Below are 16354 nucleotides of genomic sequence, written 5' to 3'. Positions count from 1 at the left end.
TAATGGCCATTTTGTTTAATCTAATTATATTATTTATATTAGTAATTTTTATTTAACAAATCAAATTAAGGAGAAAAAAATAATGAATAACAAAAAGATGTTAATGTCATTTCTTTTAGTTGTTTTAGTTGCATTATCTTTAAGTGCAGTTTCAGCTGCAGATGTTGCAGATGATGTAATTGCAGTTGATGATTCTGTTGATATTATATCAGAATCTTACCAACCAGAAGCTAATACTGCTGATGCAGTGCAAGTTGCTGTTGATTCAGCTAAAAATGACGGTGATATCGTAGATTTAAGTAATTATGAAACATATGATTTCGCTAATGCTACTGTTAATGTTCCAAATTCTAACATTGTAATTAAAGGTAACGGTGAAACTACTATTAAAGGACATGGTGTTAATGATGGATTAATATATGTTACTGGTTCTAATGTAACTATTCAAGGTCTTCAATTCATTGACACAAACCCAGCAAATAATCTCGTTTATAATGGTACTGTAGAAGGTATTGCAGTTAAATTTATGGGCGTATCTGGAGCATCAGTACAAGATTGTGAATTCACAGACTTTAATCAAGACATCAGAGTTCAAAGAAGTCAAAATGTTGAAATTCTAAACAATGAATTCCTTGGCGGTATGGCTACCAAATTAATTAACGATCCTACTGTAAACAAAGAACAAGGTACTAAAGCATTAAATATTATGGGTTCAACCAACATTACTGTTAAGAATAATGTCTTTGGAGGACCTATGTTAGATGCTGTTTCTATCGCATCAGGTAGTGGACAAAGCGCTATTGAAAACAACACCTTTGTTGGTAATGCATATGCTATCTACTTCGGTGGTGCATCTACTGCAGGTTGTTCAATTGCAGACAATACATTTATTAGATGCGGATCCTTTAAAGAAGGAGATATTGTTATGGAAGGTTTCCCTGTAATCAGTATTCAAAAATCTTCTGATAATATTGTATTCAGAAACAACACTTTCCAAGCTGTTGAAAACAGTATCTTAATCGCAGCTGAAGCAGGTAACACAGCACACGGTGGAGAAACCCAAATCGGAAATGTTACTGTAGTTGGAAACACTGTTGTTCCATATGAAGAACCACAAGAAAACTATACTGCAGATGTATCCAACGTAACATTATTCCATGTTTTAATCAGAGAAGCTGGAGTATTAAACCTTACCTCACCACTTAATGTTACTGAAAATACTTTTGTAGGTGATGTAAAAGGTGTTTCCATTGTACTCATTGACAAAGAAATCTTCTCTGCTGCAAATGTTTACTTAAATGAAACATTAGATGTAAACCACGCATATGGTGCAGAAACTTTATATGGTACCACTTTAACTGTTGAAACTGTTGATGGTTATGTTGGAGACGAAATTATCTATAAAATTACTTTAAAAGATTCCAACGGTGTTGGATTATACAACAAAGAAATTATCATTTTCCTCAATGATAACTTCATCAAAGCTTACACCGACAGTGAAGGTGTTGCATCAGATTACATCGTAGAACAAGCTGCTACTGAAAAATATTTATCTGCAGTATTCTTAGGTGAAGGTAACATGTACGCTGGATCCTATGATTCTGGAGTAATCAAAGTAGATGCTAAAGATAGTAAAATTGCCGCTAAAAAAGCAACTTTCAAAGCTAAAAAGAAAACTAAAAAATACGCTATAACATTAAAATCCAAATCTGGTGATGCTATAGCTAAAGTGAAAGTTGCAATTAAAGTTAATGGTAAAACATACAAAGCAACAACAAATGCTAAAGGTAAAGCTACCTTTAAAATTACCAAATTAACTAAAAAAGGAAAATATAACGCAAAAGTTACTTTTGCTGGTAACGATGCTTACAAAGCTTCAAAAGCTAAAGTAAAAATAATCGTTAAATAGATAAGTAATATTCTTATTACTTTTCTTTTTTTCTTTTTTCAATAAAAATTATTATTATCAATATCTTTTTTAGAATCTGTTTTTATGGAGGGGGCATTATTAAAATAATTAAATTTTATCCAATAATATTATTGGTACTAATCTTTTCAGTTCTGATGATTAATACGGCATATGCAGAAGATAATTCAACTTTAAATGCGACAATATCAAACGATAATTTTGATGATATTCAAAATCTGATTGATAATGCTGAATCTGGAGATTCTATTTACTTAGAAAATAAAACATATGAAGTAAACACCTCTTCCATAACTATTAATAAGGACATTTCAATTTATGGGTCCGATACGGTTTTAGATGCTAAAAATAAGTCTAATATATTAACCATTTCAAAAAATAGCAATGTGAACTTATATGGAATTACTTTTATTAATGCCAAAACAGATTCAAACGGTGCTGCCATCGACAACTACGGGACAGTAACCATTCACAATTCAAAATTCATTAACAATACTGCAGAATGCGGAGCTGTTAGAGGAAACTCTGACTCTACATTGACAGTATACGATTCTTTATTTGAAAATAATAGGGCGGACTCCGGTGCAGCCATAGACGCTTTTGAGACCAATTCAAAGATTGTTAATTGTACTTTCACTAAAAATCAGGCAGGTGAAGGAGGTGCAATGTATACAAGATTTGGTCAAATTCAATTAATCGAGTGCAATTTCACAAATAATTCCGCGATACGCGGTGGAGGTATTTACAATAACAGAGGGATTCTAGTAATCCATAATTCCAGATTCTACTCAAACTCAGCATCCCATTTGGGTGGGGGTGTTAAAAGTTGGGGCGTTTGTGAAATGTACGATACTGTTTTAAGGTATAATGTAGGGGAATTCGGCGGGGGAGCATACATCTCCGAATACCAAATGATTGTTCAAAACTGTACTTTTGAACATAACTATGCTTTTGAAGGTGGAGGTATTGTTTCTGATTCCCATGGACGCTTAAACATTAAAAAGTCATATTTAAACAATAATTCTGCTGAATTTGGTGGTGGAATCGGAGTATATCTTGCGCATCTGGTTTTAAATGATTGTATTTTAACCAACAATGTTGCAAGTAAACATGGTGGTGGAATCGAAGCCGAAACATACTCCGCAGATATCAATAATGCCACTTTAATAAACAACTCCGCTGAACTTGGTGGAGGAATATATGTTGGTAATATCTCAGTTAATGTTAAAAATTCTAATTTAAAAAACAATTCTGCCGAAGAAGGTGGAGCGATTTACAATATGGGAACATTAACTTTAAATAATCTGAATATCACTTCACATGTTTCTCAAAAAAATGGAGGAGCAATATTCAATAACGCTTTCTTAAATTTGGATGCCTGTAATATCAATTCAAACATTGCCCATGGCAATGGGGCAGCAGTCTATAATAATGGAAATGTCAATTTATCAAATTGTAATTTAGAATTCAATGTCGCCAATAAGGGTGGATCTATCTACAATAACGCAAACATGATTATTGATAATTCAAAAGCAAATAATAATAATGCATCATCTTATGGTGGGGCAATATATGATGCGGGAACATCAAAAATTCAGAATAGTGAATTCAATTCTAATAGTGCATTAATGGGTGGGGTAATCTACAATGCTAAAAATTCAATAGTAATCAGTCATTCCTCATTCAATTCAAATCAGGCATATGATGCATCCGTAATATGTTCTATTGCGGATTTGACAATTGATGATTCCATATTTGAAAAGAATACTGCAAAACATACCTATGGCGGAATATATGTTATTAAGGGAAATGCGAATATATCAAATTCAAGTTTTTCATTCAATAGTCAAACAGACGAAGGCACATGCATTTTCAATGCCGATGGAGTAGTTTTGATTGACAATTCCCAATTCATTTCAAACACCGCAAAAAGTTATGGTGCAGCTATTGACAATTCAGGAAAAATGACTGTTTCAAACTCTTTGTTTGATAAAAATCAGGCTTATGGTGCTGCAGCTATAGATAATGGTGGAGATTTAGTAATTAAAAATTCAATATTTACAAATAACAAAGCCTCTAGAAATGGTGGAGCTATTGACAATAAAGGAAACATGACTGTAACAGGTTCAATTTTCGAAAATAATATTGCTGGTGGCGATGGTGGAGCAATAATTGCTAGAAGAGGCACTAATATTACTCATTCAATAATATATAATAATCAAGATTCTAATGGTTATGCAATTTATAATCAAACCTGGGATGATTCTTCATATACAAATAATTGGTGGGGTTCGAATAATCCTGATTTTGGAAAATTGCTCAATTTCAATGTTTCAGATGATTTTTCATGGATTATAATGAAAGTTACAAATACTTCCCAAGTGATGCAATATAGAAATGCAGATCTGGATGTAAGTCTTAATGAAATCACAGATAAGAATAATAATGTTGCAAAAATTAGCTCACCAGAGGCATTGCCAATTTTCAATTTAAGCTTATCTTCAAATAGTAACTTTAAGATTTCAAATGGTTTTGCAAAGCTATCCGTTCCAATTCAAAACATTAATTTACTCATAGTCAAAGTTAACAATCAAAGCTTTTCATTCGATGTTGCTAAAAATCCAATTTCAATAAAAGGAAATAAGAATATCATTGAGGATTATGACGGGAAAACAGTATATGAAGTGCGTATTGTTGACAGTTATGGGGTTGCAGTTGGCAATGTTAGTGTAGTCATGAAAATAGGATCTAAAAAGTATACTGTAAAAACTGACAATGACGGTTTTGCTAAAGAAACATTTGCTTTGACCCCCGGAAAATACACGATTTCCATTAAATGCGGCGAGAAAATAGTTAAAAACAAAATAACTATTAAGAATGTTTTAAAAGCCAAAAGCATTTCAAAGAAAAAATCCAAAAAAATCAAATACACTGCTTCCTTGAAAACAAGTAAAGGAAAAGCAATTGTCGGCAAAAAGATTATCTTTAAGGTTAAAGGCAAAAAATACAGCGCTAAAACCAATAAGAAGGGAATTGCTACTGTTAAATTTAAAAATTTAAAAGTGGGCAAATACAAAATCACTGTCAAATACTTAAAATATTCAGTAAAAAGAACTCTGAAAGTAAAATCTTAGTGTGAAATTAGGTTTCACACTTATTTAATTTTTATTATAACGCTTTTTTTAGATGCCTTGTATAAATTATCGCCATTAAATCTGATTTTAACTTTATATCTTCCTTTTTTATTTAATTTTATCTTAAATATTGCTTTACCTTTGCTATTGGTTTTTTTAGTATAGGTCTTCCCTTTTATGGTAAATCTTATTTTTTTACTTTTAAGAAGTTTTTTACCATATTTCAGTACAACAGTATATGTTTTGACTTTTTTGTTTGCTTTATATGTTTTAGGGGCAAATTTGATAATTGTTTTTTTCTTAGTTATTTTCTGGCTTGAATTTTCAGTGAGATTAGTTTTGGATTTATTGTTAAATGATAAATTATTTGAATTAACTTGGCTGTTTTCAATGTAGATTTCAGAATTAAACGTTGTGTTTTCATTGCTGAAGGTTAAATTTTCCATTTTTGCAGATTTTGATGTGATATAAAGTGAAATTCCTTTTTGTGCAACATTATAATTGAATTCACTATTAAATATATTTAAATTACCTGCTTTAATGATAATGGCGCCACCTTCTAGTAATGCGGTATTTTGTGTGAATATTGTATTATTCACATTTCCATTGCTCATAAAGTAAATTCCAGCACCATAACCTATTGCACAATTTTGTATGAAAGAGGAACCCACTACAAAACACTCTGAATCTGCATAAATTGTACCTCCGTCACCACCAGTATTTTTGATAAAAGTTGAGTTTTTAACGGTGCCTATTCCATAGAATGATATTGCTCCTCCTTGGAATTTTGCAGTATTGTTTTGGAATGTTGAATTGATTATTTCTCCGTTTTCACCAAAATCAACTCCTCCTCCGGTTCCAGCCTTATTGTCTTCAAATCTGGAATTTATGACTGTTCCACTCCATTTGAAAGAAACTGCTCCTCCATATTTGTCACTAGTACAATTTTTAAAACTGGAATTTATAATAGTTCCATTAGTTCCAAAAAAGTAAACTGCGCCCCCATCACTATTTGAATATCCATTGATGATATTAATGTTTTTCAAAGTGACATTTCTTGATTTTATATTAAAAACTTTAGCTTTTTTATTTGCATCAATAGAATGGTTCTGGCCGTCAATAACTAAATTATCAGCGGTTATGTCAATTCCATCTGAAAATTTGGAATCTTTTTGGGAATCATAAATATAATCTTTGTTTAGATTAATATTTTGGCTAGTTGTATTAAATTCCTTAGAAAGTGTTGAAAAATCGCCAATGTCTATCGGATTATCTTCTTGGGTATTGTTAATGTCTGCAGCATTTATAGAAGTTAAGCTTAAGAAAATAATTAAAATAATAACAAGGTAAATTACTTTATTCTTAATTGATTTCATCCCCTCTAATGTGTAAATATGTTTATATTGTAATTTCTATATTAATTTTTCTTAAGCTATTTAAAGATTTAAATAAAATATATTAAATATATAGAAGTGAATATTATTATACATTGATTCAATATATCAATTGTTATAAATTTTAAATTGTGGGGAAAATATGAGATTTAAGAATATTTTATTAATATTATCATTTTTATTGCTTGCAATGATGTGCATCAGCTCTGTTGCAGCTATTGAAGATAATACAATTGATAATAATTTAACACAAGATTCACAGGATTCAGATAGTTTAAGCACTGAAGAATCCATGGAATTAAGTGTATCAGATGAAGAAGAGAATTTGGCTGCTTCGAATACAATAATTGTTGAGGAAGTGGAAGAAAATCATAATGAGATGGGGTCTTCTGGAACCATCCAAAAAGCCATTGACGGCGCAAATGCAGGAGATACAGTTATCATTAATGGTAGAAGTTATGTGCACTGTCATTTTGTAGTAAATAAGAAATTAACTATTAGAAGTACTGTAGGTACAACCATGGAAGTTTGTCCTTCAAATACTGCAGAATCAAATAACCATGGAATATTTTACATTTCACCTGAAGCAAGCGGAACAGTAATTGAAGGATTCACATTGACAAGTGATGTCGTGGGTATCGATGATTATGCCATATTGGTCAAAGGGGCTTCCAATGTTGAGATTAGGAATTGTAGTTTATCCAATACAGGCTATTCTGATGTATTAAGAGTTGAAGATGCGAAAAACACTATTATTCAAAACGTAATTGTTTCAAATGGTGAATACGGGATAAGAGTTAAGAATTCCCAAGGCACTGTAATCAATTCAAACAATATCATAAACAATAAGAAAGCGGGCATTATGATTACAGGCAGTTCAAATAATCCAACAATATCATTTAATAACATTACAAATAATGTTAATGGAGTGGATTTGGGATCCTCTGACAACATTAACATCCTAGGAAATGCTTTTAAGACAAATAAAGGATATGGGGTTCATGTAAACTGTCAGGTTAAAAAAATTAATGTCACAGGAAATTTCTTTTACAACAATAAACTGGAAGAAGTCTTCAATGATGTTAATGCTAAAGGGTCATACGTTCCAGGCGGAGAAAAGCTGGTAATCGTAAATAACAATTATGTTGTAAGTTCAGAAAACAACCGTCCGGTCCAACGTGAAGACAGCAACGGAGGGGGAGTATTTTTAGGCTATATTTTTGAAATCAATTCAAATGTAAACTGTCCAATAATATATTCATCATATGGTGTTAATTGGGATGGAGCTGATTTTGAACTTAAGTTAAGCAATATTACTCAAATTAAGAAAGGCACATATTCTATTTCCATCGTCGATAAAAATGGAAATATCGCAAAAGGATTAAGCTCTGTACCTGTATCATTTTACTTAAATAAAAATAATAATTATGTTTCACCTCAAGAGGGTGATGTTTATCAAACTGTTATGATGATGGATGGTACTGCAACAGTTAAATTTTATGCAAAAGACTTTAAAGAATCTGGAAATGTCTTAACAGCAGTTTTCCCGGGATTATCCAATTATTTAACAGGGGATTCTAATAAAAATGTTAAAACATTCGATATTGATGACAGTTCCATTCCGGGAAATATCACTGAAAGCAAAATAACCCTTTCAGACATAACCACATATCCGAAATCCAATGTATTGTACACAATTAATCTGACAGATATTAACAATAACCCTATTGTTGGAGAAGAAGTGATATTCAATATCAATTCTAAAGACATCCCTGCAATAACCGACAGCAATGGTCAGGCTTCAATCAAAATCAATCAAAAAGTAGGCAAATATACTGTTAAGGTTACATATGACAATGATGGGGATTATTCTCCGGCAGAAGCTCAAGGTGTAATAACCGTTAAAAAATTATCCACCAAAGTTGTTGCTTCCAACTATGCTATGCTAATTAATAAGGCCACTTATTATCAGATAACCTTAAAAGATGAGTCAGGCAATGCAGTGACTGGTCAAAAACTTTCCATTAAAGTCAATAAAAAAACATATGATGTCAAAACTAATAAGAAAGGCGTAGCAAAAATTAAGCTCAAACTTAAAAAAGGAAAATATAAGGTAAAAATAACATATAAAGGAAGTGGCAAATATTTGGCAGCTAAAAAGAATACTAAGATAACTGTTAAAAAGGTTTTAAAAACTAAAATTAAAGCTTCAAAAATAACTGCCGCTCCAAAAACAGCTGTTAAATACACAGTCACTTTAAAGGATGAAAACGGAAATGCAGTTAAAAAACAAAAGGTTTCCGTTAAAATCAACGGCAAAACATACAATAAGAAAACAAATTCAAAAGGAAAAGTGTCAATCAGCGTTAAACTTCCAAAAGAAAAAACATATAAAACCACTGCTGCTTTCAAGGGAAGTAAAATCTATCAGAAATCTTCTGGAAAAGGCAAGATAACTGTTAAAAAGATCGGCACTGAAATAACTGCTCCTGATATGGAGACTTTACCTGATGCTCAAAGCGATTATACTGTTACATTAAAAACCAGTGAGGGTAAATCAATCGCTAAACAAACCATTAAAATTGTTTTGAACGGTGAAACTCACACTAAAACAACAGATAGTAATGGTGAAGCAACAATTCAGGCTACATTTGCAGATGAAGGCACATATGAAGCAACTGTTTCTTATTCAGGAACAGGAGTCTATCAAAACAGCAATGCAGTAGGAAAAATTAATGTTTCAAGGGTTCAAACTCAATTAATAAGCAGTGACAGGATATTTTCAAAAGGTTCTAACGAATATTATATGGTCACTTTAAAGGATGAATCTGGAAACGCTTTGAATAATCAAACAATTAAGTATACCTTAAATAATCAGGATTATACACAAAGCACTGATGTGAATGGCCAAATTAAGGTGGATGTTTCATCATTGGATGTTGGCTCTTATGATGCAGCCTTTAATTTTGAAAAAACAAATCAGTATAAATCAGCTTCATCCAGTAGCAAAATTAATATTTTAAATGAAACCGGAATTACATTTATCGATGATGATTTGTCAAATGATGAAATTCAAAGTATTTTGGATTCTTCAGATAATCCAATTAAATTTTTAGCAGATATCTACAATGACGTCAGTTTAACAATTAAAAAACCATTAAGCATCACTTTCCAGCCAAACACTACTTTAAACGGTAAAGAAAATAGTCCGGTTTTAACTATTTCCGCTTCAAACATTAACATTTCCGATTTGGTGATTAATGCAAAAGAAGGATCAGGTATTGTTATTGAAAATGCAGAAAATGTTGTTCTTGAAAATAATGTTATAGCTAATCTGTTAAATCAAACTAACTCTGATAAATATAATTCAGGGGAATCAATTATTCCTGGAAACGGTATTGAATTAAATAATGCAAAAAACGTTAAAATTTCTAAAAACGATGTCAAATACTTTGGAAATGCGATATTTGCCAAAGACACTAACGGATTGGAAATCAACAATAATACAGTATCCTTAAGCAATTATGGGATAAACTATGATTTAGGGGTTAAAAACACTCAAATAAACAATAATTTAATTACCAAAAATATTGGATTATATGTAATGGATGTTCCTGAAGGGCCATTGGGATATGGAATATTCTTCAATCAGTCAGCCGTAAATGTATCTGTTTTCAATAATAATATTTCAAATAATTACATGGGCATTTCAGTAGATGCAAATTATTCAACAGGTATTGTAATCACTCAAAATTTAATCTGTGATAATGCTCTTGAAGGAATAAGATTCAATGCGGGTTATGATTTAGCTGTCAATGCTGTAGAGCCAGATGTAAACGACAATGCAATTTACAGAAATGCTAAAGGTCCAAGTATGATGATTCTCGGCGAATTAAGCGCAAATCCTGCAGGAATCTATCAATATGGTCCGGAAGACGATACTAAAAAATTACATTTAGGAACAAACTGGTACGGTAAAAATGCACGTGTAACCTGGGACTATGATAATAATATCACAGGTTATGGAACAATGTGTCCTAGAATCGCTACAACATACATTTCAGTTAAGGAAATTGAAGTTGTAAGTCCTGGTGTTTACAGCATCTCATTTTACAAAAATGATGAAATAGCATCTAAACTGCCTGTATTTGAAATGTATGCAACATTAAATGATGATGTTGAAGTCAAATTCAATGTTGTTGAAGGTGTTGGAACATTCTCGTTCGATTCAGGATTCAATGCTGAAAACAATGTAATTAAAGTATCTATCGGTTCTTTAACTGACCAATACAGAAACTTTGAACCTTTATTAAATAGAACTTTAGAGACTAGTGAAATTCCAGCTTAAAAACATGTTTTCTAACATGTTTTAATTTCTTTTTTTAGACTAATCGCTTACTGATGTTTATTTTTAATTTTTCATATACACTACAAGAAATATTGTATATGTTTTTCAAAAGAAGTTGTCTCAAATTAATAATGACTAATTTTAAATCGATAGTTATCAATATAAACATCAAAATAATTAATCATATTTTTCATTTAATCAATTTCAAATCCGCACTCACTGCAAGTGTTAGTCTGGAATTTCACAACTCCACCACACTTTGGGCATAACCACTTTTCACGGTCCTGGCTCATCATCCGTCCAATGCCTGTAGTCTTTATTCGTCTTGCACTTTCAAGTGTGTTCAGATTGTGTCTTTTGACATATTTTTTGGAATGCTTTTTCATTAATGGGCATGGAAACTCACTGCAGCGCCCGCAATATATGAAATTTTTTGAATCAAAACAAGTTTTTATCTTGCATTTCAAGCTGGCCTTGCTTTTACCATCATCGCTTATCAAACAGCCTCTGCAGGGGTTTTGATACTTCTCGCAGCTAATGCAATTTATCCCGCATGGGGCAAGTAATTTTGAATCTAGTTCTTCAGGCATTTTCATAAAGAAAGTTATATATTTATTCAATAATAAATATTGTCTTATGAAAATATTGGTTGTTCAGGAATCTGATTGGTTAGAGCGAAATCCTCACCAGCAGCATCACTTGATGGAGAGAATGGCGCTTAGAGGGCATGAGATTAGAGTAATAGATTATCCTATTGATTGGCCTAATGATGATGACAGCGGATTGATTTATCACAAGGAAATCCATGAAAATGTCTCAAAAATCAAACCCGGTGCAAATATTGATGTGATAAGGCCAGGATTTATTAAAATCAAAGGCTTAAATTACGCAACACTATTTTTTACACACAAAAGCGAAATTGAAAAACAGGTTGAAGAATTCAATCCCGATGTTATTCTTGCATTAGGTATTCTAAACTCTTATAATGCTTCAAGAATAGCTAAAAAACACAATATTCCTTTTGTATATTACTTTATCGATGTGATTTATGCACTGATTCCCGAAAAGGCATTTCAAAAGCTTGGACAACTATTTACAGAAAAAACCATCAGAAATGCCGATTTGGTAATTACAATCAATAAAAAATTGACAGAGTTTGCTTATACAGTCGGAGCAAAACCCGAATCCACAATATTAATTGATGCAGGTATCGATTTGGCAAGCTATGATCCTGATTTGGATGATTCTGCAATACGTCAGGAATATGGAATTGCCAAAAACGATATTGTGCTATTCTTCATGGGATGGATTTATGAATTTGCAGGCATGAAGGAGCTTGCAAGGGCTTTCGGAGAGAATAAGGAAAAATATCCGAATTATAAGATTCTGGTTGTTGGTGACGGTGATGCTTATGATGAGATGTGCCAAATCAGAGATGAATATGATATGGAGGATCAACTTATTTTAACCGGAAAGCAACCGTTTGAAAAGATACCTGAATTTTTGGCCTCAGCTGATTTCTGTCTGCTTCCGGCACACATTGATGAGCCAATAATGCAGGACATTGTTCCAATCAAAATTTATGAATATCTGGCTATGAGAAAAGTGGTTATTGCAACTGAACTTCCGGGAATTTCAAAAGAGTTTGGATATGGTCATGGAATAGAATACATTCAAGAAGCTTCAGAAGTCCTAAAGACCGTAGAGGAAATTCTATCCAGTGGCAGATACGATGAAATTGCATCTACCGCAAGGGAATATGTTGAAGCCAATGATTGGGAAGTAATTACTGACAAGTTTGAAGAAGCAATGAAAAAGTTATTGTAATTACTTAAGAAAAATTTCTTAAAATGATTATTTAACGATACCTTTATAAATACATAAAACAAATATTTGATTACTGTTATTTGATAGCAGTAAAAGATTACTTTTTTTGGGATAAGTTCCCATATGGATGTGGCCTTCGTGGCTGAACAAAAAGGTGTAATTTATGTATAAGTATATAAGAGACGCATGGAAAAACCCAGATGAGTCCTACATACGTGAACTCATGTGGCAAAGAGCTCCAAAATGGAAAAATCAAAAGGCAGTTCAAAGAATTGAAAGACCTACTAGACTCGACAGAGCTAGAAGTTTAGGTTACAGAGCTAAAAAAGGTTTCGTTTTAGTAAGAACCAGAGTAAGACGTGGTGGAAGAAGGAAAACTCGTCGCTTCAATGGTCGTAAACCTAAAAGAATGGGTGTAAACAAAATTACCCAAGCAAAATCTATTCAAAGAATTGCTGAAGAACGTGTAGCTAAAAAATACCCTAACTTAGAAGTATTAAACTCTTACTGGGTATGGTCTACTGGAAAACATAAATATTATGAAGTAATTTTAGTTGATCCTAACAGTCCTTCTATCATTAACGATAAGAAAATCAATTGGATTTGCTCCAAAAAACACACTAACAGAGCTTTAAGAGGATTAACTAGTGCTGGTAACAAAGGACGTGGAATCAAATCCAAAGGAAAAGGATCAGAACAAGCTAGAAGAAGAAAAATTTAAATTTTTTCTTCCTTCTTTTTTGATTAAAATGATTCATAATATTAAATTTAGAGCTTTCGTTTATGAAAATGAAAGTGTTGATGAAATCACACAAGCTATTTTAAATATTTTGCCTGAAGCCGAAATCGAAGCGGAAGAGGCAGAAGGATTACTTGAAGATAAGATTATAATTTTATCTGGCGTAGTATCTAAGAAAAGATACACAAGGACTTTTTTTAATACACTTTTGGAAAGTGTCGATTTAGAAAAATTAAATGATGATTTAGAGCGTAAAATGGATGAAAAGGGAAATTGGTTTTTAAGATTTGATAAGGCTGACGCTCTAGAAGAAAAATTAACTATCTTGGATAAAGGTGATGCGATTCATCTTAAAATAAAAATAGCCGCTTTTCCTGCAAAAAAACAAATTGCAGTCGATAAAGTGCGTGAGGCTATTTTGGGTAGTGATTAAAATGGAAAAAGAAAGTTATTATTGGATTATTTTATTAATTGCTTTTGCAATATGCATTGGGGTATTCCTATTCCAATTTAACAATGATGTTCCTACTTTCATGATTATCAATGCAACTGAAGTTCCTGAAAACGGCTCATTTTCCGGAGTTTTGATGGATGCATACAGTTATGGTGTGCCGAATCAGACAATAACATTCCATAAACCGGGCTATGAGATGGGAACATTGGTTGATGTAGTAACGGATGAAAATGGTGAGTTCACTATTGAAAATGTAGAATATCTGCCTGATGCAGGAAAGGACAATTATTATGGGGACTTCACTTTTGCAGGATCTGGCAAATATCAGGGATGCACATATGAAGGCAATGTTAGTGTAATTCCTAATTAATTATAAAAGAATTAAAAAAAGGGATTAGGGATATATTAATCTTTCAGGTATCCCGTAATCACTGTAATTTTGAGCTATTCTATCGACGGTTCCGTCTTCAAACATTTCATCCAATGTTTTTTGGACCTGATTTCTTAATTCGTCATTTCCTTTTTTAAATGCAACCCCATATTTTTCATTTTTTAAAGGTTGATCGAGGATTTTAAAACTTTCATTTGAGTATTTTTCCACGATATGATATTTTGCACACCCAATATCAACAATTAGTGCATCACAAACTCCGGAATCTAAATCCATAAATCCGGTTTCATAATCATTTATTTCATTCACTTCTCCAAATGTTTCTTTCAATGTTTTATTTTCATTGAGAGTATCTATACCGCTGCTTGTAATTTCCACTTCAACAGTTTTTCCTTTCAAATCATCAAACGAATTTATATCTGAATCTGATTTTACGACAATTACTTGAGTATTATTGAAATAAGGATTGGACCAGGTATAATCGTTTTCTCTTCCATCAATAGTAAATTCACTCCAAATACAATCGACAACATCGGAATTTAGTTCAACTTCTTTAGTATCCTATGAAATTATTGGCTGAGCTTTAAATGTCCAGTTGTTTCTTTTTGCAACTTCTTTTGCAAGGTCTAAATCAAAACCTGCATATTGCCCATCATCTGTCTGATAGCCAAATGGTGGAAATAGGCAACTGAATCCAACTACAAATGTGTCGTCTTGATTTGTTGTGTTTGCATCGTCATTATCAGAACTATAAATGGCACTCATAGTACCAATCATTATAATTACAGTAAATATTAAAGCAAAAACATATATTACTTTTTTATTCATAAAATCCTCCTTTTTAGTAAACAATTTTAATTTATGATTAATAATTTAGGGGTTATTTATTATAATTTTATTGGGAAAAATTGTTTACAGGTGGAGTAATGTTCAAGTTTATGATTTATATAATGTAGGACATTTATTTTGTTTGTATTCTCTTTTAACTTGAAGAATATTTCTCAATAACCGATTTCAATATCTTTTTATTAAAGAGTCAATTTCAGAAATGTTTTCATTATATCCAAGCCCAGAATAATCTTTTTTATTAATCTTAAAAAATCCTTATACAAAAATAGAAAAATAGCTTGATTCTTTAAAGTTATTGTTTAATTCAATTCATAAAACCAAGTTTTACAAAACTAGAAAATGGGCCCGACGGGAATTGAACCCGCGACGACAAGGTTAAGAGCCAAGCGCTCTGCCAGACTGAGCTACGGGCCCCATTGAAAAAATTTTTATAAAAATGTTATATTAACTAATATATCATTTACTATATTTAACTATTGTTTTTTTTCCCTTTGTATTCTCTTTTAAATGAATGTTTTGCATTAACGGATTAGGTAAAAAATTTTTATAATCAAATTACTAAAATATATATTAATGTTTAGTTTTATTATTTGTTTTTTAGTATTGGTTGCATCGTACTTTGTTTATGGAAAGGTTGTTGAAAAAGTAGCGGGTGTAGATGAGACACGCCAAACACCGGCATACAGACTGCAGGATGGTGTTGACTATATACCAATGTCTAAAATCAAGAATTTTTTAATTCATTTTTTAAATATCGCAGGTTTGGGACCAATTTTTGGAGCTATACAAGGTGCACTGTTCGGTCCGGCAGCATTTTTATGGATTGTATTGGGTACAATCTTCATTGGAGGAGTTCATGATTTCTTCTCAGGATTCATGTCCCTGCGGGATGACGGATTTACAATGCCTGATATCGTTTCAGAGTATTTGGGAACAAGACTCGAAAAGTTTGTTGCAGTTCTTATGGTAATCACCGGAGTTCTTGTTTCAGCAACTTTTGCAAAAGGAGCTGCAGATTTGCTTGCCAACTTGACTCATATTCCGGTGCTTATTTGCGTAACAGTAATTTTCATTTACTTTTTAGTTGCAACAGTGTTTCCGGTTGATAAGATTATTGGAAAGGCATATCCTATTTTTGGAGCCTTGTTATTGATTATGGTGGTCGTAATGACTGGAGGAGTGATTTTTAATCCTGCATACTCCATTCCTGAGTTTACAACACAAGGTTTGTATTTGACTGAGAAAAGCATTTTCCCATATCTGTTTGTTACCATTGCATGTGGAGCCATTT

At 32.1% G+C, this 16354-nt stretch carries 10 protein-coding genes, 1 tRNA gene and 1 pseudogene; 8 read left to right on the top strand and 4 right to left on the bottom strand.

Features of this window, described 5'->3' with window-relative positions:
* Positions 1-82: 82 nt before the first annotated feature.
* Both ACKI3D_RS08890 and ACKI3D_RS08885 read left to right on the top strand, forming a co-directional pair.
* The gene (locus tag ACKI3D_RS08890) at positions 83-1909 is read left to right on the top strand and encodes a right-handed parallel beta-helix repeat-containing protein (protein WP_407393821.1); all 1827 of its coding nucleotides are present in this window, start codon (positions 83-85) and stop codon (positions 1907-1909) included.
* A gap of 155 nt (positions 1910-2064) precedes the next feature.
* Positions 2065-5061, top strand: a complete 2997-nt coding sequence (locus ACKI3D_RS08885) for a right-handed parallel beta-helix repeat-containing protein (protein ID WP_407393819.1) — start codon at positions 2065-2067, stop codon at positions 5059-5061.
* A 20-nt stretch (positions 5062-5081) separates the two neighbouring features.
* Here the strand turns inward: ACKI3D_RS08885 and ACKI3D_RS08880 are convergent, their stop codons facing one another.
* A complete protein-coding gene (locus tag ACKI3D_RS08880; RefSeq protein ID WP_407393817.1) occupies positions 5082-6437 on the bottom strand; it encodes a hypothetical protein in 1356 nt (451 codons plus the stop codon).
* Positions 6438-6597: 160 nt separating this feature from the next.
* Here ACKI3D_RS08880 and ACKI3D_RS08875 point away from each other — a divergent pair, with 160 nt between their 5' ends.
* Complete coding sequence (locus tag ACKI3D_RS08875) at positions 6598-10803, top strand: Ig-like domain-containing protein (protein WP_407393815.1); 4206 nt, start codon at positions 6598-6600, stop codon at positions 10801-10803.
* 194 nt (positions 10804-10997) lie between these two features.
* On the opposite strand, the gene ACKI3D_RS08870 is transcribed toward ACKI3D_RS08875, so the two are convergent.
* The gene (locus ACKI3D_RS08870; protein WP_407393814.1) at positions 10998-11399 is read right to left on the bottom strand and encodes a DUF3795 domain-containing protein; all 402 of its coding nucleotides are present in this window, start codon (positions 11397-11399) and stop codon (positions 10998-11000) included.
* Between the two features lie 40 nt (positions 11400-11439).
* On the opposite strand from ACKI3D_RS08870, the gene ACKI3D_RS08865 reads away from it, so the two are divergent.
* From ACKI3D_RS08865 to ACKI3D_RS08850, 4 genes are all read left to right on the top strand, one after another.
* A complete protein-coding gene (locus ACKI3D_RS08865; protein WP_407393812.1) occupies positions 11440-12630 on the top strand; it encodes a glycosyltransferase in 1191 nt (396 codons plus the stop codon).
* 163 nt (positions 12631-12793) lie between these two features.
* A complete protein-coding gene (locus tag ACKI3D_RS08860; protein WP_407393810.1) occupies positions 12794-13351 on the top strand; it encodes a 50S ribosomal protein L15e in 558 nt (185 codons plus the stop codon).
* A gap of 28 nt (positions 13352-13379) precedes the next feature.
* A complete protein-coding gene (locus tag ACKI3D_RS08855; RefSeq protein WP_407393822.1) occupies positions 13380-13802 on the top strand; it encodes an RNA-binding protein in 423 nt (140 codons plus the stop codon).
* Between the two features lies 1 nt (position 13803).
* A complete protein-coding gene (locus ACKI3D_RS08850) occupies positions 13804-14193 on the top strand; it encodes a hypothetical protein (protein ID WP_407393808.1) in 390 nt (129 codons plus the stop codon).
* Positions 14194-14217: 24 nt separating this feature from the next.
* Here the strand turns inward: ACKI3D_RS08850 and ACKI3D_RS08845 are convergent.
* Together ACKI3D_RS08845 and ACKI3D_RS08840 are read right to left on the bottom strand one after the other, a co-directional pair.
* Positions 14218-14979: pseudogene (locus tag ACKI3D_RS08845) on the bottom strand (transporter substrate-binding domain-containing protein).
* 424 nt (positions 14980-15403) lie between these two features.
* Positions 15404-15477 (bottom strand) — tRNA-Lys (locus ACKI3D_RS08840).
* A 189-nt stretch (positions 15478-15666) separates the two neighbouring features.
* Between ACKI3D_RS08840 and ACKI3D_RS08835 the strand changes: the two genes are divergently transcribed.
* Positions 15667-16354 (top strand): carbon starvation CstA family protein (locus ACKI3D_RS08835; protein WP_407393807.1); only part of this gene is annotated, 688 nt, incomplete at its 3' end.

The organism is Methanobrevibacter sp., assembly GCF_045586545.1.
Classification (GTDB): domain Archaea; phylum Methanobacteriota; class Methanobacteria; order Methanobacteriales; family Methanobacteriaceae; genus Methanocatella.
The sequence above is the reverse complement of the archived record's forward strand: the minus strand, read 5'-3'. Positions and strand labels throughout refer to the sequence as shown.

Excerpts from the sequence above, each read along its gene's own strand:
- ACKI3D_RS08890 (WP_407393821.1), top strand. The coding sequence starts at position 83 with ATGAATAACAAAAAGATGTTAATGTCATTTCTTTTAGTTGTTTTAGTT.
- ACKI3D_RS08885 (WP_407393819.1), top strand. The coding sequence starts at position 2,065 with ATGATTAATACGGCATATGCAGAAGATAATTCAACTTTAAATGCGACA.
- ACKI3D_RS08880 (WP_407393817.1), bottom strand. The coding sequence starts at position 6,437 with ATGAAATCAATTAAGAATAAAGTAATTTACCTTGTTATTATTTTAATT.
- ACKI3D_RS08875 (WP_407393815.1), top strand. The coding sequence starts at position 6,598 with ATGAGATTTAAGAATATTTTATTAATATTATCATTTTTATTGCTTGCA.
- ACKI3D_RS08870 (WP_407393814.1), bottom strand. The coding sequence starts at position 11,399 with ATGAAAATGCCTGAAGAACTAGATTCAAAATTACTTGCCCCATGCGGG.
- ACKI3D_RS08865 (WP_407393812.1), top strand. The coding sequence starts at position 11,440 with ATGAAAATATTGGTTGTTCAGGAATCTGATTGGTTAGAGCGAAATCCT.
- ACKI3D_RS08860 (WP_407393810.1), top strand. The coding sequence starts at position 12,794 with ATGTATAAGTATATAAGAGACGCATGGAAAAACCCAGATGAGTCCTAC.
- ACKI3D_RS08855 (WP_407393822.1), top strand. The coding sequence starts at position 13,380 with ATGATTCATAATATTAAATTTAGAGCTTTCGTTTATGAAAATGAAAGT.
- ACKI3D_RS08850 (WP_407393808.1), top strand. The coding sequence starts at position 13,804 with ATGGAAAAAGAAAGTTATTATTGGATTATTTTATTAATTGCTTTTGCA.